The organism is Alphaproteobacteria bacterium, assembly GCA_005883305.1.
Lineage (GTDB): Bacteria > Pseudomonadota > Alphaproteobacteria > Sphingomonadales > Sphingomonadaceae > Allosphingosinicella.
Map to the genome: position 1 here is coordinate 1,980,862 of VBAC01000001.1, position 19,838 is coordinate 2,000,699.

Genomic DNA, 19,838 nt, shown 5'->3' on the forward strand with positions numbered 1-19,838 from the left:
AAGGCGATGATGCCCAAAGCCGGCCGGGTCAGCCGCCGTCGAGAATGGCGCAGATCGCCGCGCTCACGGCCTCGACCTCGGCCATGCCGTCGACCCGCCGGACGATGCCCTGCGCCTCGTAATGGGGCAGGATCGGCTGGGTCTTGGCGCGATATTCGGCCATGCGCGTGCGGACCGCGGCTTCGTTGTCGTCGGGCCGGCGCTTGAACTCCCTGGAGCCGCAGACGTCGCAGACGCCCTCGGCCTTGGGCAGCTTGTAGCGGTCGTGATAGGGCGTGTTGCACACGGCGCAGGAGAAGCGGCCCGAAATGCGGTCGACCAAAGCGTCCTCGTCGACCTCGAGCTCGATGACATGGTCGAGCCTAAGCCCCTTTTCGCCCAGCAGCCGGTCGAGCGAGGCGGCCTGGACCGCGGTTCGCGGATAGCCGTCGAGGATGAAGCCGCGCGCGATGTCCGGCTCGTCGAGCCGCGCCGAGAGGATGCCGTCGACGATCTCGTCCGAGACCAGCTCGCCAGCGGCCATCACCGCCTTGGCCTTGAGCCCGATCTCCGTTCCGGCGGCGACCGCCGCGCGAAGCATGTCGCCGGTCGAAAGCTGGACCATGCCCCGCGCCTCGACCAGCCGGCTCGCCTGGGTGCCCTTGCCCGCGCCCGGAGGGCCGAGGAGGATGATGTTCATGTGCTAGCCCCCTAGCGCCGGGCGATTCCGCCCTTGAGCTTCGCCTTCTTGATCAGGTCGCCATATTGGTGGGCGATCAGGTGGCTCTGGATCTGCGTCACCGTGTCCATCGTCACGTTGACGACGATCAGCAGCGAGGTGCCCCCGAGGTAGAAGGGGATGCCGGCGCGGGCGATCAGGAACTCGGGCAAAAGGCAGATGATCGTGAGATAGGCCGCGCCGACCACCGTGATCCTCGTCAGCACGTAATCGAGATATTCCTCGGTGCGCTTGCCGGGGCGGATGCCGGGGATGAAGCCGCCATATTTCTTGAGGTTCTCCGCCGTCTCCTCGGGGTTGAACACGACCGCCGTGTAGAAGAAGCAGAAGAAGACGATCCCCGCCCCGTAGAGGAACATATAGAGCGGCGCGCCGTGCTGGAGCGCGGTGGTGATGGTGATGATGAAATCGTCCCACGTGCTCTGGCCCGCGGTGCGGTTGCCGGCGAACTGGGCGATGGTCAGCGGCATCAGCAGCAGCGACGAGGCGAAGATCGGCGGGATCACGCCCGAGGTGTTGACCTTCAGCGGCAGGTGCGAGCGCTCCTGCTGGATCTGGCCTCGCGCCGTCTGCCGCTTGGGATATTGGATCAGCACCCGCCGCTGCGCGCGCTCCATGAAGCAGATGAACAGGATGAGGGCGAGCGCCATCACGACGATCATCATGATGACCATCGGATCGAGGCTGCCCGAACGGCCGCCCTCGAACATCTGCGCCAGCGCCTGCGGAAGCTGGGCGACGATCCCGGCCATGATGATCAGCGACACGCCGTTTCCGATGCCTCGGGTGGTGATCTGCTCGCCGAGCCACATCAGGAACATCGTTCCGCCGACCAGGCTGATCACGGTGGTGATCCGAAACAGCATGCCCGGATCGAGCACCGCCGATTGTCCGTCGCTCGCACCCCAGCCCTCGAGGCCGACGGCCATGAAATAGCCCTGGATCGCGCACAGCAGCACGGTGCCGTAGCGGGTATATTGGTTGATCTTCTTGCGGCCGCTCTCGCCCTCTTTCTTGAGCGCGGCGAGCTGCGGCGACATGGTCGTCGCCAGCTGCATCACGATCGAGGCGGTGATGTACGGCATCACGCCGAGAGCGATCAGGCTCATCCGCTGAAGGCTGCCGCCCGAGAACATGTTGAAGAAGTCGAGCACGCCGCCCTGCGTGCGCTGGAACAGCGAGCTCAGCGAAACCGGATCGATCCCCGGCAGCGGAACGAAGGAGAGCAGGCGGAAGACGATCAGCGCGCCGATCGTGAACCACAGCCTCTTCTTGAGGTCGGTCGCCTTGGCGAAGTTCGCCAGGCTGATGTTGGCGGCCATCTGTTCGGCTGCGGATGCCATGTTCGATTTTTCCCTCACCCCGATAGGATATGGGGGGCTATATAAGGCGCTCCCCCGTCATTGCGAGGAGCGAAGCGACGAAGCAATCCAGTTGCGCCGCTGGATGGCTTCGCTGCGCTCGCAGTGACGCTAGGCCGCCGGCGCGTCCTTGCGCTTCTTCACGCTGTTCTTCTTGGCCTTGGCCTTGTCGGCGGCGGAGACGAGCTCGATGACCTCGACGGAGCCGCCGGCCTTCTCGATCGCTTCCTTCGCACCCTTGGAGACTCCGGCGACCTTGAAGCTCAGCTTGGACGAGAAATCGCCCTTGCCGAGCAGGCGAACGCCGTCCTTGCCGCCGCGCGCGACACCGGCGGCCTTGAGCGCCGCATGGTCGATCACGCCTTTGGCGTCGAGCTTCTTGGAGTCGACCAGCTTCTGGATCGCGCCCAGATTCACCTCGGCATAGTCCTTGGCGAAGATGTTGTTGAAGCCGCGCTTCGGGATTCGCATGTGGAGCGGCATCTGTCCGCCCTCGAAGCCGAAGACCGAGACGCCGGAGCGGCTCTTCTGGCCCTTCTGGCCGCGGCCGGCGGTCTTGCCGAGCCCGGAGCCGATGCCACGGCCGACTCGCACCCGGCTCTTGCGGGCCCCCTTGTTGTCGCGGATTTCGTTCAGTTTCATGTCGTGCACTCGCTTTCGCTTTTGTCGCGCCAACCCTCGCCCCTTTGGGGAGAGGGAAGAGCCGCCGAATGGCGGCGAAGGGAGAGGGGGAGTCCTGCGCGTTTCCGCCGACTCCCCCTCTCCCCGGCCCTCTCCCCAGAGGGGAGAGGGAGATTGCTACTCCGCCACCGACACCATATGCCGCACGGCGCGGATCATTCCGCGAACCTCGGGGCTGTCCTCGAGCTCGACCGTCTTGTGCATCTTGTTGAGCCCGAGGCCTTTCAGCGTCGCGCGCTGATCGTCCGTGCGGCGGATCGGCGATCCGGTCTGGGTGATCTTGATCTTGGCCATCTCTCTTACTCCGCGACCGCTTCCGCCTCGGCCGAAGCCTCGGCCGGGCTGGCGACGCCTTCGCGGCGGGCCATCAGGTCGGCGATCTTCTTGCCGCGGCGCTGGGCGACGCTCTTCGGCGAGGTCTGCTCGCCGAGCGCCTCGAAGGTCGCGCGGATCATGTTGTAGGGGTTCGACGTGCCGATCGACTTGGTCACCACGTCGGCGACGCCAAGGCTCTCGAACACGGCGCGCATCGGGCCGCCGGCGATGATTCCGGTGCCGGCCGGAGCCGAGCGGACGTAGACGCGGCCGGCGCCGAAATGGCCGAGGCCGTCATGGTGAAGCGTGCGGCCGTCGCGCAGCGGAACGCGGACCATCGCCTTCTTGGCCGCCGCGGTCGCCTTGGAGATCGCCTCGGGCACCTCGCGGGCCTTGCCGTGGCCGAAGCCGACCCGGCCCTTGCCGTCGCCGACCACGACCAGGGCCGCGAAGCCGAAGCGCTTGCCGCCCTTCACCGTCTTGGAGACTCGGTTGATGTGAACCAGCTTCTCGATCAGCTCCTCGCCGCCCTCGTCGTCGCCGCCACGGCCGCCACGGCGATTGTCGTCGCGCCGGCCGCGATTGCCGCCGCCGCGATTGTCACGGCCACCGCCGCCGCCGCGCCCGCCACGGGCGCCGCGCTCGCGGCGCTGCTCGGGAGGAGCGCCGGCGACATCGGTGGAAGCCGGCGCTTCGGCCTGGGCCTCGACCGGAGCCTCGGTCTGGTTGGTTTCGTCAGCCATCATCAGAACTCCAATCCGCCTTCGCGGGCGGCATCGGCCAGCGCCTTGACGCGGCCATGAAACAGGAAGCCTCCGCGGTCGAACACCACCTTGGTGACTCCCGCGGCCTTGGCGCGCTCGGCGATCCGCTTGCCGACGTCCTGCGCCGAGGCGACGGTCGCGCCGGTCGAGGCGCGGGCGTCCTTCTCGAGCGTCGAAGCCGAAGCGACGGTCGCGCCGTTCTTGTCGTCGATGACCTGCGCATAGATGTGGCGGCCCGAACGGTGGACCGACAGGCGGGCGCGGCCGCCGGCATTGCGCCGGATCGCCGTGCGAACGCGCTGGGCGCGTTTGATGAAGGGGTTGAATCTCGCCATGGCTTACTTCTTCTTGCCTTCTTTGCGGAAGATATACTCGCCGCGATACTTGATGCCCTTGCCCTTGTAGGGCTCGGGCTTGCGCCAGCGGCGGATCTCGGCGGCCAGCTGGCCGACCTTCTGGCGGTCGATGCCGCTGATCTCGACCGTGGTCGGATCCGGAGTCTTCACCTCCAGGCCCTCGGGCACCGCGATGTCGACGTCGTGCGAGTAGCCGAGCTTCATGCTCAGCTTCCGCCCTTGAGCCGCGGCGCGATAGCCGACGCCGGTGATCTCGAGGACCTTGGTGAAGCCCTCGGAGACTCCGGTGACCAGGTTCTGGACCAAGGTGCGCTGCATGCCCCAGAAGGCCCGCGCCTGCTTGGTATCGTTGCCCGGCTGGACGCTGATTCCGTCCTCGGAGATGTCGTAGCGGATCTCGTCGCGCATCTGCAGCGACAAGGTGCCCTTCGGACCCTTGACCGAGAGGATCTGGCCTTCGGTGGTCGCCGACACGCCCGAAGGCAGCGGAACCGGCCTCTTACCGATGCGAGACATTCTAGAACACCTCCGCGAGCACTTCGCCGCCGACATTCTGCGTGCGCGCTTCCGCGTCCGACAGAACGCCCTTCGGCGTCGAAACGATGGTGATTCCCAGGCCGTTGCGGACCCGGGGCAGCTCCTGCGCGCCGGAATAGACCCGGCGGCCGGGGCGCGAAACGCGCGAAACGTGCTGGATCGCGGGCTGGCCCTCGAAATATTTCAGCTCGATTCGAAGGCCGGCATGGTCGCCCAGCGCCTCTTCGCGGTAGCCGCGAATATAGCCTTCGCGCTGAAGCACATCGAGCACTCGGGCGCGAAGCTTCGAAGCCGGCGTGAGGACGGAGTCCTTCCTCGCCTGCTGGCCATTGCGGATACGGGTGAGCATATCACCCAGTGGATCGGTCATCGGCATCTTCTAGCCCTTACCAGCTCGACTTCGTGAGGCCCGGAATCAGGCCCTTGTTGCCCAATTCCCGCAGCATCACGCGCGAGAGACGGAACTTGCGATAGACGGCGCGCGAACGCCCGGTCAGCTCGCAACGGTTGCGGACGCGCGTCGGATTGCCGTTGCGCGGAATCTCGGCCATCTTCAGCCGCGCGATCAGGCGCTCCGTCTCGTCCTTGGACTCGTCGTTCGCGATCGCCTTCAGCTTCGCATATTGGCCGGCATATTTCTTCGCCAGCTTCTTGCGACGCTCGTTCTTGTTGATGGAACTCAGTTTCGCCATGACTTAAGTTCTCTTTCCTCTTGCTCGGCGGGCGCGCTTACGCGGCCTGCTTCTGATCCTGGTCCTGCGGGAACGGGAAGTTGAAGAGGCGCAGCAGCTCGCGCGCCTCGTCGTCCGTCTTCGCGGTGGTGGTGACGATGATGTCCATTCCGCGCACCTTCTCGATGCGGTCATAGTTGATCTCGGGGAACACGAGCTGCTCCTTGAGGCCCATCGCGTAATTGCCGCGGCCGTCGAACGACTTCGGGTTCAGCCCGCGAAAGTCGCGAACGCGCGGAAGAGCGATCGTGACCAGCCGGTCGAGGAACTCGTACATCCGCTCGCGGCGAAGCGTGACCTTCACGCCGATCGGCATGCCTTCGCGCAGCTTGAACTGGGCGATCGACTTCTTGGCCTTGGTGACCACCGGCTTCTGGCCCGCGATCAGCTCCATTTCCTGGGCGGCCGTCTCGACCTTCTTCTTGTCCTGGGTCGCCTCGCCGACGCCCATGTTGATGACGATCTTGTCGAGGCGCGGGACCTCCATGCGGTTCTTGTAACCGAACTTCTCGATCATCGCGGGGACGATCCGCGAGTCATAGTCGGCGCGCAGGCGCGCCACATATTTGGCTTCAGCCATTGATCAGCTCCCCGGACCGGACTGCAACCCGGACCTTCTTTCCATCGCGCTCCTCGAAGCGCACCCGGGTCGCCTTGCCCGTCTTGGGATCCTCGAGCGCGACCTTCGAAACGTGCAGCGGCGCCTCGGTGCGGACGATTCCGCCCTGCGGACGCGCCTGCGTCGGCTTGGTGTGCCGGGCGTGGACGTTAATGCCGGAAACCAGCACCTTGCCGTCCTTCGGCATCACCTGGGTGACCTCGCCGTGACGGCCCTTGTCCTTTCCGGACAGGATTACGACCTTGTCGCCCTTCTTGATCTTCGCAGCGGACATTACAGCACCTCCGGCGCGAGGCTGATGATCTTCATATGCTTCTTCGCGCGCAGCTCGCGGACGACCGGGCCGAAGATACGGGTGCCGATCGGCTCCTGGTTGTTGTTGACGAGCACGGCCGCGTTCGAATCGAAGCGGATGGTCGAGCCGTCGGGACGGTGGATGTCCTTGGCGGTGCGCACGATGACGGCCTTGTGGACGTCACCCTTCTTCACGCGGCCGCGCGGCGCCGCTTCCTTGACGGAGACGACGATGATGTCGCCGACTCCGGCGAAGCGCCGCTTGGAACCGCCCAGCACCTTGATGCACTGGACGCGCTTGGCGCCGCTATTGTCGGCGACCTCAAGGTTGGACTGCATCTGGATCATCGATCCAATTCCTTCTCTTCACTTCAACCGGGACGCGAACGCCCGGCGATCAGTTAAAACGCTTTACGCTTCGGCCGTCTCGGCCTCGGGCGCTTCGTCCTTGGCCTTCTTGGCCTTGGCCGGCTTCTTGCCCTCGCCCGCCGTTTCCGGCGTGGCGTGGGTGTCGACCCGGCCGAGCACGGTCCAGGTCTTCAGCTTGGAGATCGGCGCGGTCTCTTCGATCCGGACGGTCTCGCCTTCCCTGAACTCGTTGCCCTCGTCGTGGGCGTGGTACTTCTTCGACCGCCTGATGATCTTGCCGTAGAGCGGGTGCTTCACCCGCCGTTCGACCTTTACGACCACGGTCTTGTCGGTCTTGTCGGACACCACGGTGCCGGTCATGACGCGCTTGGGCATCGATAAACTCCTTAAGCCTTCGTGGCGGCGCGCGAGCGCTCGCCCTGAAGCGTCTTGATCCGGGCGATGCCGCGACGGACCTCGCGAACCCGTGACGGCTTCTCGATCTGGTTGGTCGCGGCCTGGAAGCGAAGGTTGAAAGCCTCGCGCTTCAGCTCGCTAAGCTGCTCGACGAGCTGGTCGTCGGTCTTGGTCTTGAGATCGTCAATCTGCGGCATCTTACGCGTCCTCGAGGAGCGATTCGCCCAGTCGGGCGATCACTTTGGTCTTGATCGGCAGCTTCTCCGCCGCGCGCTCGAAAGCGACCTTGGCGATGTGGCCGGGAACGCCGTCGAGCTCGAACAGGACCCGGCCGGGCTTCACCCGGGCGACCCAGAATTCGGGCGAGCCCTTGCCCGAGCCCATGCGGACCTCGGCGGGCTTCGACGAGACCGGCACGTCCGGGAAGATCCGGATCCACAAGCGCCCCTGGCGCTTGATGTGACGCGTGATCGCGCGGCGGGCCGCCTCGATCTGGCGCGCGGTGATCCGCTCCGGCTCCAGCGCCTTCAGGCCGTAGGCGCCGAAGTTCAGCTGCGTGCCGCCCTTGGCGTCGCCGTGAATTCGGCCCTTGTGGGCCTTGCGGAACTTGGTGCGCTTCGGTTGCAGCATGGTCTTTTCCTGGTTCCTGGCTTCAGCGGGCCGGGCGGACGCCGGAGGTTTGAGCCTCCATCATCAGCCGGTCCTGGCTCATCGGATCGTGGCCGAGAATCTCGCCCTTGAAGATCCACACCTTCACGCCGCAGGTGCCGTAAGTGGTCTGCGCGGTGGCTTCGGCATAATCGATATGGGCGCGCAGCGTGTGCAGCGGCACCCGACCCTCGCGATAGCCCTCGGTCCGGGCGATCTCGGCGCCGCCCAGGCGGCCGCCGCAGACGACTCGGATGCCCTCGGCGCCGAGGCGCATCGAGGACTGCACCGCGCGCTTCATCGCGCGGCGGAAGGCGATACGGCGCTCGAGCTGGTCGGCGATGCCCTGCGCCACGAGCCGGGCGTCGATCTCCGGCTTGCGGATCTCGACGATGTTCAAGGACACGTCCGACGAGGTCATCGCGCCGAGCTGCTTGCGCAGCTTCTCGATGTCCGAGCCCTTCTTGCCGATGATCACGCCGGGGCGCGCGGCATAGATGCTGACTCGGCAGAGCTTCGCCGGACGCTCGATCACCACCTTGGAGATCGCCGCCTGCGGCAGCGACTTCATGATGAACTTGCGGATCTTCAGGTCCTCGAGGAGCAGGCGGCCGTAATCGGCGCCGTCCGCGTACCAGCGGCTGTCCCAGGTCCGGTTGATCTGCAGCCGGAGGCCGATCGGGGAGGTTTTCTGACCCATGTTTACGCTTCCTGCTGCTCGCGGACGACGATGCGCACGCGGCTGAACGGCTTGACGATGCGGCTGGCGCGGCCGCGGGCGCGCGGCGTGAACCGCTTCATCGAGATCGACTTGCCGACCGAGGCCTCGGCGACGACGAGCGCGTCGACATCGAGATTGTGGTTGTTCTCGGCATTGGCGATCGCGCTTGCGAGGACCTTGCGGACGTCGCGCGCCATCGCCTTGGGCGAGAAGCTGAGGATGTTCAGCGCCTCGCCGGCCTTCTTGCCGCGGATCAGGCTCGCGACGAGGTTCAGCTTCTGCGCCGATCCGCGGATCTGCGTGCCGACCGACAGCGCCTCGTTCTCGGCGACTCGGCGGGGGGACTTTGCCTTGCCCATTACCTCTTGCCCTTCTTGTCGGACGCATGGCCCGGGAAGTAGCGCGTGGGCGCGAACTCGCCGAGCTTCATGCCGACCATGTCCTCGTTGACCGACACCGGCACGAACTTGCGGCCGTTGTAGACGTTGAACGTGAGCCCGACGAACTGCGGGAGGATGGTGGAGCGGCGCGACCAGGTCTTGATCGGAGCGCGGCCACCGGCCTCCTGCGCCGTCTCTGCCTTCTTCAGCAGCGACAACTCGACGAACGGACCTTTCCAGACGGAGCGGGCCATTGTTACCTCTTCTTCTTCGCGTGACGCGAGCGGATGATCATCTTGTCCGTCGCCTTGTTCGAACGGGTGCGGGCGCCCTTGGTCGGCTTGCCCCAGGGAGTGACCGGGTGACGGCCGCCCGAGGTGCGGCCTTCGCCGCCGCCGTGCGGGTGGTCGACCGGGTTCTTGGCGACTCCGCGGGTCAGCGGGCGCTTGCCCATCCAGCGGGTGCGGCCGGCCTTGGCGAAATTCTGGTTCTGGTTGTCGGGGTTCGAGACCGCTCCGACCGTCCCCATGCAATCGCTGCGGATGTAACGCTGCTCGCCCGAATTGAGGCGGACGATCACCATCCCGCGGTCGCGGCCGACGACCTGGACGTAGGTGCCGGCGGCGCGGGCGATCTGGCCGCCCTTGCCCGGCTTCATCTCCACGTTGTGGACGATCGTTCCGACCGGCATCTGGCCGAGCTCCATCGCGTTGCCCGGCTTCACGTCGGTCTTCCTGCCCGCGACGACACTGTCGCCCTGGGCGAGACGCTGCGGCGCCAGGATGTAGGCGAGCTCGCCGTCCTCATACTTCACCAGCGCGATGAACGCGGTGCGGTTGGGATCATATTCGAGCCGCTCGACGGTGGCCGGCTGGTCCCACTTGCGACGCTTGAAGTCGACATAGCGGTACTTCTGCTTGTGGCCGCCGGCGATTCCGCGCGACGTCACATGGCCCTTGTTGTTGCGGCCGCCGGTCTTGCGCTTGCCTTCGACGAGCGCCTTGACCGGCTTGCCCTTCCAGAGCGCCGATTTGTCGACGAGGATCAGGCCGCGCTGCGACGAGGTCGTCGGATTATATTGCTTGAGTGCCATCGTGCCCTAGCCTCAGATACCGGTGGTGACGTCGATCGACTGGCCGTCGGCCAGAGTCACGACCGCCTTCTTGACGTCCGAGCGCGTGTAGGGGCGACCCTTCCAGCGCTTGGTCTTGCCCTTGGCGTTCATCGTGTTGACGCCGATCACGCTGACGTTGAACAGCGCCTCGACGGCCGCCTTGATCTGCGGCTTGGAGGCCGAGCCCGCGACTTTGAACACAACGGCGTTGTGCTCGGAAAGCAGGGTCGACTTCTCGGTGATGTGCGGGGCGAGGATGACGTCGTAATGATTGACGTCGACCTTCGCCGGGGCCGCCTTCTTCGCAGCCTTAGCCATTGAAGCGGCCCTCCAGCTTCTCGACCGCGGCGCGGGTCAGCACCAGGGTCTCGTGATTGAGAATGTCGTAGACGTTGGCGCCGACCGCCGGGAGCAGATCGATCTCGGAGAGGTTCGACGAGGCGTGGGCGAAGCCGACGTTGAGCGCGTCGCCGTCGATCACCAGCGCCGACTTGCCGAAGCCGAGCTTGCCGAGCTGCGCCTTCAGGGCCGCCGTCTTGGCTTCCTTGAGGTCGAGGCTCTCGAGAACGATCAGATTGCCGTCCTTGGCCTTGGCCGAAAGCGCCATCCTGAGGCCCAGAGCGCGGACCTTCTTGTTCAGCGACGGATCGAAATCGCGGACCCGGGGGCCGTGCGCCTTGCCGCCGCCGACGAAGATCGGGGCGCGGCGATCGCCGTGACGGGCGGTGCCGCCGCCCTTCTGACGGCCGTATTTCTTGCCGGTGCGGGCGACATCCGAGCGCTCGCGGGCGCCGCGCGCGGTGGCGCGGCGCTTTTCGAGCTGCCAGGTGACGACGCGGTGAAGGATGTCGGCGCGCGGCTCGACGCCGAACACGGCCTCGTCGAGATCGATGTCGCTGCCGGCCTTGCCGCCGTCGAGGGTCTGAACCTTGACCTTCATGATTAGCCTTCCTTGCTCTCGTCGGCCGCGCCGGCGTCACCCTCGGGGGCGGCCTGATCGGCAGCGGGAGTCTCTTCGGCGGCAGCTGCATCGGCAGCGGCGGCGCCAGCTTCCTGCTCGGCGGCGATGGCGGCGACTTCCTCGTCGCTCGGCAACGCCGGAATCTCGTGGACCGCGGCCTCGTCGACCAGGCCCGCCATCGGCTGCTCCTCGAGGTCCGCCTTCTTCAGCAGCTCCTTGAGGCCCGCGGGGTAGGGCGCGTCGGCGTGACGGGCGACCTTCACGGCGTCCTTGACGATCAGCCAGCCGCCCTTCGATCCGGGCACCGAGCCCTTGACGAAGATCAGGCCGCGCGGAATGTCGGTCAGGACGACTTCCAAATTCTGCTGGGTGCGGTTGCGGGCGCCCATGTGGCCGGCCATCTTCTTGTTCTTGAAGACGCGGCCCGGATCCTGGCGGTTTCCGGTTGAGCCGTGCGAACGGTGCGAGACGGAAACGCCGTGGGTGGCGCGAAGGCCGGCGAAGCCCCAGCGCTTCATCGCTCCGGCGAAGCCCTTGCCCTGGGTCACGCCCTGGATGTCGACCAATTGGCCGGGAACGAAATGGTTGGCCGAAATCTCCGAGCCGACGTCGAGGAGGGCATCCTCGGCGACCCGGAACTCGACGACCCGCGCCTTCGGCTCCACCTCGGCCTTGCCGAAATGGCCGCGCTGCGGCTTGCTGAGGTTCTTCGCCTTGGCCGTGCCGGCGCCCAGCTGGACGGCGGTATAGCCGTCGCGGCTTTCCTCGCGGCGGGCGACGACCTGAAGATTCTCGAGCGCCAGGACGGTGACGGGCACGTGGCGCCCGTCGTCCTGGAACAAGCGGGTCATCCCGACTTTCTTAGCGATCACGCCGGTGCGCATGACCAAACTCCTCATACAGAGGCCCCGCGGCACCATTGCCGGGGGCGTGTAGGGCACCCATCGAAGCATTTGCTTCGCTGGGACCCCGTTAGCCCAAAATCCATGCGTGCCCCGCCTGGGCTTGAGTTCCGCGAGAGCGGAACGGCGGGGACGCAGACCGGGAGCATGCTCCCGCGGTATCTCCCGTGTCCCCGTGCTCCTGCGAAAACAGGAGCCAAGAACTGGGTCCCTGCTTTCGCAGGGACGCTGGCGCCTTAGGCCAGCTTGATCTCGACGTCGACGCCGGCGGCGAGATCGAGCTTCATCAGCGCATCGACCGTCTGCGGCGTGGGCTGCACGATATCGAGCAGCCTCTTGTAGGTGCGAACCTCGAACTGCTCGCGCGACTTCTTGTCGACGTGAGGGCTCCGGTTCACGGTGAACTTCTCGATCCGCGTCGGCAGCGGAATGGGACCGCGAATGAGCGCGCCTGTGCGGCGTGCCGTGTCTGCAATGTCGCCCGTGGCCTGATCGAGCACACGATGATCGAACGCCTTCAGGCGAATGCGGATATTCTGCGTTTCCATGTCCGTCTTACCGATGCGAAAGAGCCAGCCCCTTGCGGGGCAACACGGTTTCACCGGGGCTTGGGGCCCCGGATCGGCCAAAAACTGTCTAAAACCGAAGCCGCCCGAATCTCCAAAGAGCCGGGCGGCTGCGGCCCTATATTACTTCGTGATCGTTCCGACAACCCCTGCGCCGACGGTCCGGCCGCCTTCGCGGATCGCGAAGCGCAGGCCCATGTCCATGGCGATCGGGGCGATCAGCTTCACGCCGAGCGTGACGTTGTCGCCGGGCATGACCATCTCGGTGCCTTCCGGCAGGACCACTTCGCCCGTCACGTCGGTCGTGCGGAAGTAGAATTGCGGACGGTAGTTGGCGAAGAACGGCGTGTGACGGCCGCCCTCGTCCTTCGAGAGGACGTAAACCTCGGCCGAGAAATCGGTGTGCGGGGTGATCGAACCCGGCTTGGCCAGAACCTGGCCGCGCTCGACTTCCTCACGGCCGACGCCGCGGATCAGTGCGCCGATATTGTCGCCCGCCTGGCCCTGATCGAGCAGCTTGCGGAACATCTCGACGCCCGTGACCGTGGTCTTGCGTGTGTCCTTGATGCCGACGATCTCGACTTCCTCGCCGACCTTGACGATTCCGGTCTCGACGCGGCCGGTGACGACCGTGCCGCGGCCCGAGATCGAGAACACGTCCTCGATCGGCATCAGGAACGGCCGATCCAGCGGACGCTGCGGCATCGGGATCCACTCGTCGACGGCGGCCATCAGCTTCAGGATCGCCTGGCGGCCGGTCTCTTCGTTGGTGTCCTCGAGGGCGGCGAGCGCCGAGCCGGCGATGATCGGAATGTTGTCGCCGTCGAAGTCGCGCTTGGAAAGCTCCTCGCGGATCTCCAGCTCGACCAGCTCGAGCAGCTCGGGATCGTCGACCTGGTCGACCTTGTTGAGGAAGACGACCATGGTCGGAACGCCGACCTGCTTGGCGAGCAGGATGTGCTCCTTGGTCTGCGGCATCGGGCCGTCGGCGGCCGACACGACCAGGATCGCTCCGTCCATCTGGGCGGCGCCGGTGATCATGTTCTTCACATAATCGGCGTGGCCCGGGCAATCGACGTGCGCATAGTGGCGCGCTTCGGTCTCATACTCGACGTGAGCGGTCGAGATGGTGATTCCGCGCTCGCGCTCCTCGGGGGCCTTGTCGATATTGGCATAGTCGACATAGGTCGCGCCGCCGGTCTCGGCGAGCACCTTGGTGATCGCGGCCGTCAGAGACGTCTTGCCATGGTCGACGTGACCGATGGTGCCGATGTTCACGTGCGGCTTGTTGCGCTCGAACTTAGCTTTCGCCATTTTCTTCCTACCTTCTTATCAAACGAGATTTTCCGAGACGCTGCCGCCCGGTGCGGACGCGCCCATAACTGCAATTTCCGGCTTATGCCAGCTTTGCCTTGACCTCTTCGGCCACGTTGGCTGGCACTTCGTCGTAGTGGGAAAATTGCATCGTATATTGCGCTCTTCCCTGGGTGAACGAGCGAAGCTCGTTCACGTAGCCGAACATGTTCGCAAGCGGCACGATCGCCTCGACCACCTGCGCGTTGCCGCGGCTGTCCGTTCCCTGGATCTGGCCGCGCCGGCTGTTCAGGTCGCCGATCACGTCGCCCAGATAGTCCTCCGGGGTCACGATCTCAACCTTCATGATCGGCTCGAGCAAAGTGATGCCGGCCTTCTGCGCGCCTTCGCGCATCGCGCCGCGGGCGCAGATCTCGAACGCCAGAGCGGACGAATCGACGTCGTGGTACTTGCCGTCGACCAGCTCGACCGAGAAATCGATGATCGGGAAGCCGATCAGGGATCCCGTTTCGGCGGTCTCGCGCATGCCCTTCTCGACCGACGGAATATATTCCTTCGGCACGTTGCCGCCCTTGACCGAGTCGATGAAGACGAAGCCGGAGCCGCGCTCGCCCGGGTTCAGCTTGACCTTCACCTCGGCGAACTGGCCGGAGCCCCCCGACTGCTTCTTGTGGGTGTAGGTGAGCTCGACCGGCTTCTTGAGATATTCGCGATAGGCGACCTGCGGGGCGCCGACATTGGCCTCGACCTTGAACTCGCGCTTCATGCGGTCGACGAGGATCTCGAGGTGGAGCTCGCCCATCCCCTTGATGATCGTCTGGCCGCTCTCGACGTCCGAGGTCACTCGGAACGAAGGATCCTCGCGCGACAGGCGATTGAGCGCGATGCCCATCTTCTCCTGGTCGGCCTTGGTCTTCGGCTCGACGCTGAGCTCGATCACCGGATCCGGGAATTCCATCCGCTCGAGGATGATCGGCGCGTTCGATGCGCAGAGCGTGTCGCCCGTGGTCGTGTCCTTGAGGCCCGCCAGGGCGACGATGTCGCCGGCATAGGCCACCTGGATGTCCTCGCGGTCGTTGGCGTGCATCAGCAGCATGCGGCCGACCTTTTCCTTCTTGTCCTTGACCGAGTTCATGACCTGCGACGCGGTCTCGAGCTTGCCCGAATAGATCCGGGCGAAGGTCAGCGTGCCGACGAAGGGATCGTTCATGATCTTGAACGCCAGCGCGGCGAACGGCGCATTGTCGTCGGCCGGGCGCGAATCCTCGGTCTCGCCGTCGAGGCCGACGCCCTTGATGGCGGGCACGTCGAGCGGGCTCGGGAGATAGTCGACCACCGCGTCGAGCAAAGGCTGGACGCCCTTGTTCTTGAACGCGGAGCCGCACAGCACCGGAACGAACGAGAAATTGAGGGTGCCCTTGCGGATCAGGCCCTTGAGCGTCGCCACGTCGGGCTCGTCGCCGCCGAGATAGGCCTCCATCACGTCGTCGTCCTGCTCGACGGCCATCTCGATCAGCTCCATCCGGGCTGCCGCGGCGGCGTCGGCGAGGTCGGCCGGGATGTCCTGATATTCGAACTTCGCGCCGAGGCTCTCCTCGAGCCAGATGATGGCGCGGTTCTCGACCAGGTCGACGAGGCCCTTGAAGTCGCCCTCGAGGCCGATCGGTAGATAGAGGACGGCGGGGCGGGCGCCGAGCCGATCCTTGATCATGCCCACGCACATGTCGAAGTTCGCGCCGGTGCGGTCGAGCTTGTTGACGAAGCACATCCGCGGCACTTTGTATTTGTCGGCCTGGCGCCACACCGTCTCGGACTGCGGCTCGACGCCGGCGACTCCGTCGAAGCAGGCGACCGCGCCGTCGAGGACGCGAAGCGAGCGCTCGACCTCGATGGTGAAGTCGACGTGGCCCGGCGTGTCGATGATGTTGACGCGGTGGTCGTTCCAGAAACAGGTGGTGGCCGCGGACGTGATCGTGATCCCGCGCTCCTGCTCCTGCTCCATCCAGTCCATCGTCGCCGTGCCCTCATGGACCTCGCCGATCTTGTAGGACTTGCCGGTATAATAGAGGATTCGCTCGGTCGTCGTCGTCTTGCCGGCATCGATGTGGGCCATGATGCCGATGTTGCGATATTTGTCGAGCGGATGGCTGCGGGCCATGACTTGTCTCCAGGGCCGAGCGTCCGGCCCGGCTTTAAATTGTTACCAGCGGTAGTGCGAGAAGGCGCGGTTGGCCTCGGCCATCCGGTGCGTGTCCTCGCGCTTCTTCACCGCGTTGCCGCGGTTCGAGGCGGCGTCCATCAGCTCGCCCGAGAGGCGGCCGGCCATGGTCTTCTCCGAGCGCGCGCGGGCGGCGGAGATGAGCCAGCGGATGGCGAGGGCCTGGGCGCGCTCGGTGCGCACCTCGACCGGGACCTGGTAGGTCGCGCCGCCGACTCGGCGGCTGCGGACCTCGATGCCCGGCTTGACGTTGTTCAGAGCGTCGTGGAAGATCCCGAGCGGGTCCTTCTTGGCGCGCTGCTCGATCGTCTCGAACGCGCCGTAGACGATTCCTTCGGCGGTGGATTTCTTGCCGTCGAGCATGATGTTGTTCATGAACTTCGACAGGACGAGATCACCGAACTTCGGATCGGGGAGAATCTCGCGCTTCTCTGGGCGGCGGCGACGGGACATTGAACGTTCCTTTCTCTTCAGCCTGGTCCGGGACCTGCGGAACCCATCAAAATGCCATTTTGATGGGAGCCCTGCCCGGGGCTTACTCGCTTGCTTATTTGGGGCGCTTGGCGCCGTATTTCGAACGGCTCTGGCGGCGGTCCTTCACACCCTGGGTGTCGAGCACGCCGCGAAGCACGTGATAGCGAACGCCCGGAAGGTCGCGCACACGGCCGCCGCGGATCAGCACGACGCTGTGCTCCTGGAGGTTGTGGCCCTCGCCGGGAATGTAGCTGATCACCTCGCGCTGGTTGGTCAGGCGGACCTTGGCCACCTTGCGCAGAGCCGAGTTCGGCTTCTTCGGGGTCGTCGTATAGACTCGGGTGCAGACTCCGCGCTTTTGCGGGTTCTGCTCCATCGCAGGGACCTTGGACTTGGCCTTCTGCGGGTCGCGACCCTTGCGGATCAGCTGGTTGATCGTCGGCATTGGAACCCTTCACCTAAGTTACTCTACTGCAATGCAAAATGCGCAAGATTGCCGTGGCGGGCTTCTAACGGCCCCCCAGGCCCTTGCTTCCACATGCAGCAGTGTTCAGCTCAATAAACGCCCTGTCAGGCAGCGTCTGGCTTGTCAGCCACCACCAGCCTCGGGGCGCGGCGGCCTATAACCGCGAGGGGGATATGGGTCAACAGGGCGCGTTTGTGAATACCCCGAGGGCCAGGTTCGCCGACTCTTGCTCGCATCGACGTGCCCATCCCGCGCCTTAAATCGGGGAATCGGCGCACTGATCCCCGGCGATTGTTTGAAAGTCATCCCCAGGTGATTGAACTATCGCGTCCGCACAATTCTAGTTACATTCGTTACGTCAAAGCAACAAACGGAGAGGGCCATGGCCAATTGCAGCATGGCTATCCTGGCGGTCGGCGGCGTTGATCAGAGTGTTTCGCCCCATGAGTGCCGGATGATCGTCACGGTTTTCGGAACACTTTCCTTCGATGAAGTCTCCCCGTGTGGCGAAGTCGGGGTAACGGTCAGTTGCCCTTGCAACGGGGCGAACTGCCACAGCACCTGCACCGTAAACAAGAACGGCGTGCTGACCGGCAGCAATGTCGTTTCGGGTTATCTGATCAATCACGAATGGCAGATTTCCATGGAAATGGGCTGTTGCTGCAATGAGACCGTGGACGTCGTCGCGTCCTGCCCGTCATGCGGGTGCCAAGACCAGCGTTCGCTTCCGATTCAATGCAACGACCCTTGCTGCCCGCAGGTCGCGTGGAGCGTCAGCTATGGCCCGTGCGACCCGAACTTCATGGTGCCGACGACCTTCACGATCAACCTGGCGGCCGGTGCCTTTTCGGATTGCGTCGTGGTCGGGAGGATCGTCTACGGCAACGGCGCGCAAAGTGTGCCCCACACGTTCGTTGGGACGAGCTCCTTCACATTCCCGGCGCACAATTACACGCCGGGAACGCATATCGCCCACTTCGTGATCGACGAACCCAGGTGCATGTTCGTCAGCCTGCCTATCACCGCGCCGTGCAACAAGCAGAATTGCTGCCCCGCAATCACGACCAGCGCTGAATATGGGGACTGCGACAGCGACGGCAGGGCCACTGTCATCCTGACCACGACGGTCAGCCTTGCGGCGGTCTGTCAGCCCGTTCGGGTACGGATGGATTTCAACGACAGCGGTCCGCTCGGCGGCTTCCAGACCTTCGCCGCGCCCGGCGGGGCCTTCATCGAACACCGGACCTACGCCGCCGGCCAGCACACCGTCTATGTCCTCGTCGACAGCCCCCAGGGTTGCGTGGCGACGCCCTTCAATTTTGAGGTGATCTGCCCCGACCCTGACTGCTGCCCGATCCTCGAGCCGAGCGTGACCCTTGGCGCGTGCGACAGTGACGGCCTGGTGCCCGCGACGCTCAAGGTCGATTATGTCGTTCCCGACGGATGCGCGCCCGCCGATGTGGTGGTGATCTATGGCAATGGCGGCCAGGGCGCGGTGCACACGCTGAGCGGGAACGGCACCTTCACCGAACCGCCGCACCTCTATGCGCCCGGCAATCATACCGCCGAAGTCAAGGTGATCACGCCGCCGGGGTGCGAGTCCGAGGAGCTCGCAATTCACGCGCAATGCCCGCCCCCGCCCTGCTGCCCGAAGATCAGCACCGCGGTGAGCTATGGCCCGTGCGACGCCTCCGGGATCGCGGACGTCACGATCACCACCACCGTCACGCCCGCCGCCGATCCGAACTGCCCGGTCCCCGAGGTCCAATATGATTTCGGCGGCGGCCATCTGGGGCAGCTCCACACCGGCGCCGGAACCTTCCAGGAGACGTTGCCCTACGCCGGCGGCCCGCATGTCGCGATGCTCAACATCCTCTCGCCACCCGGGTGCGGAAAGATGCCCGTCAACATCAAGGTGAAATGCCCCGATTGCTGTCCCGACGTGACGATCACGCCGTGCATCCGGGACTGCGTGGACGGGCCCGAGCGCACGGTCGAATTCGAGATCAGCGTCACGCCCAAGCCCGCGCCCTGCCCGGCCAAGCCGATCACCTTCCGGATGGATTTCGGCGACGGCAACACGGGCCAGCAGGTCACCATCCCCATGGGCGGAGGATCCTACAGCTACAAGGAATCCAACACCTACACCGGCCAGCACGCGAAGCAGGGCACCACCGCCACGCTCAACGTCCTGGCGCCGTCCGAATGCGCGGGCAGCTATGGCGAGGCGGAAATTCCGTCCTGCTGCAAGAAGACGCGGGCGCGCTGGTGCAAGAACCTCTTCACCGCCATGTCATGGACGCTGACGATGGCGGTGCTGTTCCTGCTCTTCTACCTCGGCAGCAGCACGCCGCCGGGATGCACAGTCGCCTGCCTGCCCTTCATCATACCGGTGTTCGTCCAATACTCCTTCTACGTCTTCGGGATCGCCGGGCTGGCGATGTTAAGCCTCTACCTCATCTTTTGCACCAAATGCGCGTGCGGCTGGCTCTTGCGGCTCGGATGGCGCGTGCTGTCCGGTGCGGGGCTGCTCTATGCCATCTGGGCCAAATGCGCTTATCAGTGGGTGAGCGTGCTGATCGGTGCACTGCTCGTCATTCTCGCCTATCTCCTGCTCAGGGCATGGAAGAAGAAATGCTGCGTGTCGGACTGCCGCTTCAGGGGCGAGATCGTGCTCTGGATCGACGTGACCGTGCTGGTCTTCGTCGGCCTGTTGCTCGGCATCAACATCAACTCGAGTGGCATCGGCGCGACCTCGGGTTGTCTGTTCTCCCTGTTCAGTTTCGTGATCTTCGGCATCACGATCGATATCAGCCTTTACACGGTCGTGCTCGCGGTGATGGCGGTATATACGGCGAACTTCTTCAAGGACTGCCTGAAGCTATGAGGCCGGGCTTCGACAGGGTCGGAACCTGTCCGATCTGCTTCGGCCT

General features: G+C 65.1%; 29 protein-coding genes. 1 reads left to right on the forward strand and 28 read right to left on the reverse strand.

What is annotated here, in order from left to right; genetic code table 11:
- Positions 1-28: 28 nt before the first annotated feature.
- From E6G92_09855 to E6G92_09990, 28 genes are all read right to left on the reverse strand, one after another.
- Positions 29-679, reverse strand: coding sequence for an adenylate kinase (locus E6G92_09855; protein TMJ20035.1), 651 nt, complete (start codon positions 677-679; stop codon positions 29-31).
- A gap of 11 nt (positions 680-690) precedes the next feature.
- Positions 691-2,061, reverse strand: a complete 1,371-nt coding sequence (secY, locus tag E6G92_09860; GenBank protein TMJ20036.1) for a preprotein translocase subunit SecY — start codon at positions 2,059-2,061, stop codon at positions 691-693.
- 129 nt (positions 2,062-2,190) lie between these two features.
- Positions 2,191-2,721: a 50S ribosomal protein L15 gene (locus E6G92_09865; protein ID TMJ20037.1), complete on the reverse strand. Its 531-nt coding sequence runs from the start codon at positions 2,719-2,721 to the stop codon at positions 2,191-2,193.
- Positions 2,722-2,877: 156 nt separating this feature from the next.
- On the reverse strand, positions 2,878-3,054 hold the full coding sequence (gene rpmD, locus E6G92_09870; protein TMJ20038.1) for a 50S ribosomal protein L30: 177 nt from the start codon (positions 3,052-3,054) through the stop codon (positions 2,878-2,880).
- 5 nt (positions 3,055-3,059) lie between these two features.
- A complete protein-coding gene (locus E6G92_09875) occupies positions 3,060-3,818 on the reverse strand; it encodes a 30S ribosomal protein S5 (GenBank protein ID TMJ20789.1) in 759 nt (252 codons plus the stop codon).
- 2 nt (positions 3,819-3,820) lie between these two features.
- Positions 3,821-4,174, reverse strand: coding sequence for a 50S ribosomal protein L18 (locus tag E6G92_09880; protein ID TMJ20039.1), 354 nt, complete (start codon positions 4,172-4,174; stop codon positions 3,821-3,823).
- Between the two features lie 3 nt (positions 4,175-4,177).
- Complete coding sequence (locus E6G92_09885; GenBank protein TMJ20040.1) at positions 4,178-4,711, reverse strand: 50S ribosomal protein L6; 534 nt, start codon at positions 4,709-4,711, stop codon at positions 4,178-4,180.
- Position 4,712: 1 nt separating this feature from the next.
- Positions 4,713-5,108, reverse strand: a complete 396-nt coding sequence (rpsH, locus tag E6G92_09890) for a 30S ribosomal protein S8 (protein ID TMJ20041.1) — start codon at positions 5,106-5,108, stop codon at positions 4,713-4,715.
- 10 nt (positions 5,109-5,118) lie between these two features.
- Positions 5,119-5,424, reverse strand: a complete 306-nt coding sequence (gene rpsN / locus E6G92_09895) for a 30S ribosomal protein S14 (protein ID TMJ20042.1) — start codon at positions 5,422-5,424, stop codon at positions 5,119-5,121.
- Positions 5,425-5,461: 37 nt separating this feature from the next.
- Complete coding sequence (rplE, locus tag E6G92_09900; GenBank protein ID TMJ20043.1) at positions 5,462-6,043, reverse strand: 50S ribosomal protein L5; 582 nt, start codon at positions 6,041-6,043, stop codon at positions 5,462-5,464.
- On the reverse strand, positions 6,036-6,356 hold the full coding sequence (locus E6G92_09905) for a 50S ribosomal protein L24 (protein TMJ20044.1): 321 nt from the start codon (positions 6,354-6,356) through the stop codon (positions 6,036-6,038). Before E6G92_09905 ends, rplE begins: the two co-directional genes overlap by 8 nt.
- Positions 6,356-6,724, reverse strand: a complete 369-nt coding sequence (gene rplN / locus E6G92_09910; GenBank protein TMJ20045.1) for a 50S ribosomal protein L14 — start codon at positions 6,722-6,724, stop codon at positions 6,356-6,358. The genes E6G92_09905 and rplN overlap by 1 nt, the downstream gene beginning before the upstream one ends.
- A gap of 63 nt (positions 6,725-6,787) precedes the next feature.
- Positions 6,788-7,120: a 30S ribosomal protein S17 gene (rpsQ, locus tag E6G92_09915; GenBank protein ID TMJ20046.1), complete on the reverse strand. Its 333-nt coding sequence runs from the start codon at positions 7,118-7,120 to the stop codon at positions 6,788-6,790.
- An 11-nt stretch (positions 7,121-7,131) separates the two neighbouring features.
- Positions 7,132-7,338 (reverse strand): 50S ribosomal protein L29, encoded by a 207-nt coding sequence (locus E6G92_09920; GenBank protein ID TMJ20047.1) that lies wholly within the window; start codon positions 7,336-7,338, stop codon positions 7,132-7,134.
- 1 nt (position 7,339) lies between these two features.
- Positions 7,340-7,771: a 50S ribosomal protein L16 gene (gene rplP, locus E6G92_09925; GenBank protein ID TMJ20048.1), complete on the reverse strand. Its 432-nt coding sequence runs from the start codon at positions 7,769-7,771 to the stop codon at positions 7,340-7,342.
- 22 nt (positions 7,772-7,793) lie between these two features.
- Positions 7,794-8,489, reverse strand: coding sequence for a 30S ribosomal protein S3 (gene rpsC / locus E6G92_09930; GenBank protein ID TMJ20049.1), 696 nt, complete (start codon positions 8,487-8,489; stop codon positions 7,794-7,796).
- A gap of 2 nt (positions 8,490-8,491) precedes the next feature.
- Positions 8,492-8,869, reverse strand: coding sequence for a 50S ribosomal protein L22 (locus E6G92_09935; protein ID TMJ20050.1), 378 nt, complete (start codon positions 8,867-8,869; stop codon positions 8,492-8,494).
- Positions 8,869-9,144: a 30S ribosomal protein S19 gene (gene rpsS / locus E6G92_09940; protein TMJ20051.1), complete on the reverse strand. Its 276-nt coding sequence runs from the start codon at positions 9,142-9,144 to the stop codon at positions 8,869-8,871. The genes E6G92_09935 and rpsS overlap by 1 nt, the downstream gene beginning before the upstream one ends.
- 2 nt (positions 9,145-9,146) lie before the next feature.
- The gene (gene rplB, locus E6G92_09945; protein TMJ20052.1) at positions 9,147-9,983 is read right to left on the reverse strand and encodes a 50S ribosomal protein L2; all 837 of its coding nucleotides are present in this window, start codon (positions 9,981-9,983) and stop codon (positions 9,147-9,149) included.
- Positions 9,984-9,995: 12 nt separating this feature from the next.
- A complete protein-coding gene (locus E6G92_09950) occupies positions 9,996-10,322 on the reverse strand; it encodes a 50S ribosomal protein L23 (protein TMJ20053.1) in 327 nt (108 codons plus the stop codon).
- Entirely contained in the window at positions 10,315-10,944 is a 630-nt protein-coding gene (gene rplD, locus E6G92_09955; protein TMJ20054.1) for a 50S ribosomal protein L4, read from the reverse strand. The genes E6G92_09950 and rplD overlap by 8 nt, the downstream gene beginning before the upstream one ends.
- Positions 10,945-10,946: 2 nt before the next feature.
- A complete protein-coding gene (locus E6G92_09960; GenBank protein ID TMJ20055.1) occupies positions 10,947-11,849 on the reverse strand; it encodes a 50S ribosomal protein L3 in 903 nt (300 codons plus the stop codon).
- A 254-nt stretch (positions 11,850-12,103) separates the two neighbouring features.
- Positions 12,104-12,415, reverse strand: a complete 312-nt coding sequence (rpsJ, locus tag E6G92_09965; GenBank protein TMJ20056.1) for a 30S ribosomal protein S10 — start codon at positions 12,413-12,415, stop codon at positions 12,104-12,106.
- Positions 12,416-12,556: 141 nt separating this feature from the next.
- Positions 12,557-13,747, reverse strand: coding sequence for an elongation factor Tu (gene tuf / locus E6G92_09970; protein ID TMJ20057.1), 1,191 nt, complete (start codon positions 13,745-13,747; stop codon positions 12,557-12,559).
- 82 nt (positions 13,748-13,829) lie between these two features.
- Positions 13,830-15,905, reverse strand: a complete 2,076-nt coding sequence (fusA, locus tag E6G92_09975) for an elongation factor G (protein TMJ20058.1) — start codon at positions 15,903-15,905, stop codon at positions 13,830-13,832.
- Positions 15,906-15,947: 42 nt separating this feature from the next.
- Positions 15,948-16,418, reverse strand: coding sequence for a 30S ribosomal protein S7 (rpsG, locus tag E6G92_09980; GenBank protein ID TMJ20059.1), 471 nt, complete (start codon positions 16,416-16,418; stop codon positions 15,948-15,950).
- Positions 16,419-16,512: 94 nt separating this feature from the next.
- Positions 16,513-16,884 (reverse strand): 30S ribosomal protein S12, encoded by a 372-nt coding sequence (rpsL, locus tag E6G92_09985; protein TMJ20060.1) that lies wholly within the window; start codon positions 16,882-16,884, stop codon positions 16,513-16,515.
- Between the two features lie 379 nt (positions 16,885-17,263).
- On the reverse strand, positions 17,264-17,533 hold the full coding sequence (locus E6G92_09990) for a hypothetical protein (GenBank protein ID TMJ20061.1): 270 nt from the start codon (positions 17,531-17,533) through the stop codon (positions 17,264-17,266).
- Between the two features lie 174 nt (positions 17,534-17,707).
- Here E6G92_09990 and E6G92_09995 point away from each other — a divergent pair, with 174 nt between their 5' ends.
- A complete protein-coding gene (locus tag E6G92_09995; protein ID TMJ20062.1) occupies positions 17,708-19,792 on the forward strand; it encodes a hypothetical protein in 2,085 nt (694 codons plus the stop codon).
- Positions 19,793-19,838: the final 46 nt, after the last annotated feature.

Coding starts and splice junctions, on each gene's coding strand:
- rpsS (TMJ20051.1), bottom strand. CDS start 9,144: ATGGCCCGCTCCGTCTGGAAAGGTCCGTTCGTCGAGTTGTCGCTGCTG.
- rpsN (TMJ20042.1), bottom strand. CDS start 5,424: ATGGCGAAACTGAGTTCCATCAACAAGAACGAGCGTCGCAAGAAGCTG.
- E6G92_09960 (TMJ20055.1), bottom strand. CDS start 11,849: ATGCGCACCGGCGTGATCGCTAAGAAAGTCGGGATGACCCGCTTGTTC.
- E6G92_09935 (TMJ20050.1), bottom strand. CDS start 8,869: ATGGGCAAGGCAAAGTCCCCCCGCCGAGTCGCCGAGAACGAGGCGCTG.
- rpmD (TMJ20038.1), bottom strand. CDS start 3,054: ATGGCCAAGATCAAGATCACCCAGACCGGATCGCCGATCCGCCGCACG.
- rpsG (TMJ20059.1), bottom strand. CDS start 16,418: ATGTCCCGTCGCCGCCGCCCAGAGAAGCGCGAGATTCTCCCCGATCCG.
- rplD (TMJ20054.1), bottom strand. CDS start 10,944: ATGAAGGTCAAGGTTCAGACCCTCGACGGCGGCAAGGCCGGCAGCGAC.
- rplB (TMJ20052.1), bottom strand. CDS start 9,983: ATGGCACTCAAGCAATATAATCCGACGACCTCGTCGCAGCGCGGCCTG.
- rplP (TMJ20048.1), bottom strand. CDS start 7,771: ATGCTGCAACCGAAGCGCACCAAGTTCCGCAAGGCCCACAAGGGCCGA.
- E6G92_09885 (TMJ20040.1), bottom strand. CDS start 4,711: ATGTCTCGCATCGGTAAGAGGCCGGTTCCGCTGCCTTCGGGCGTGTCG.
- rpsJ (TMJ20056.1), bottom strand. CDS start 12,415: ATGGAAACGCAGAATATCCGCATTCGCCTGAAGGCGTTCGATCATCGT.
- E6G92_09855 (TMJ20035.1), bottom strand. CDS start 679: ATGAACATCATCCTCCTCGGCCCTCCGGGCGCGGGCAAGGGCACCCAG.
- E6G92_09865 (TMJ20037.1), bottom strand. CDS start 2,721: ATGAAACTGAACGAAATCCGCGACAACAAGGGGGCCCGCAAGAGCCGG.
- rplE (TMJ20043.1), bottom strand. CDS start 6,043: ATGGCTGAAGCCAAATATGTGGCGCGCCTGCGCGCCGACTATGACTCG.
- rpsQ (TMJ20046.1), bottom strand. CDS start 7,120: ATGCCCAAGCGCGTCATGACCGGCACCGTGGTGTCCGACAAGACCGAC.
- rpsC (TMJ20049.1), bottom strand. CDS start 8,489: ATGGGTCAGAAAACCTCCCCGATCGGCCTCCGGCTGCAGATCAACCGG.
- E6G92_09905 (TMJ20044.1), bottom strand. CDS start 6,356: ATGTCCGCTGCGAAGATCAAGAAGGGCGACAAGGTCGTAATCCTGTCC.
- E6G92_09920 (TMJ20047.1), bottom strand. CDS start 7,338: ATGCCGCAGATTGACGATCTCAAGACCAAGACCGACGACCAGCTCGTC.
- rpsL (TMJ20060.1), bottom strand. CDS start 16,884: ATGCCGACGATCAACCAGCTGATCCGCAAGGGTCGCGACCCGCAGAAG.
- E6G92_09995 (TMJ20062.1), top strand. CDS start 17,708: ATGGTGCCGACGACCTTCACGATCAACCTGGCGGCCGGTGCCTTTTCG.
- fusA (TMJ20058.1), bottom strand. CDS start 15,905: ATGGCCCGCAGCCATCCGCTCGACAAATATCGCAACATCGGCATCATG.
- rpsH (TMJ20041.1), bottom strand. CDS start 5,108: ATGCCGATGACCGATCCACTGGGTGATATGCTCACCCGTATCCGCAAT.
- secY (TMJ20036.1), bottom strand. CDS start 2,061: ATGGCATCCGCAGCCGAACAGATGGCCGCCAACATCAGCCTGGCGAAC.
- E6G92_09950 (TMJ20053.1), bottom strand. CDS start 10,322: ATGGCTAAGGCTGCGAAGAAGGCGGCCCCGGCGAAGGTCGACGTCAAT.
- rplN (TMJ20045.1), bottom strand. CDS start 6,724: ATGATCCAGATGCAGTCCAACCTTGAGGTCGCCGACAATAGCGGCGCC.
- E6G92_09875 (TMJ20789.1), bottom strand. CDS start 3,818: ATGGCTGACGAAACCAACCAGACCGAGGCTCCGGTCGAGGCCCAGGCC.
- E6G92_09880 (TMJ20039.1), bottom strand. CDS start 4,174: ATGGCGAGATTCAACCCCTTCATCAAACGCGCCCAGCGCGTTCGCACG.
- tuf (TMJ20057.1), bottom strand. CDS start 13,747: ATGGCGAAAGCTAAGTTCGAGCGCAACAAGCCGCACGTGAACATCGGC.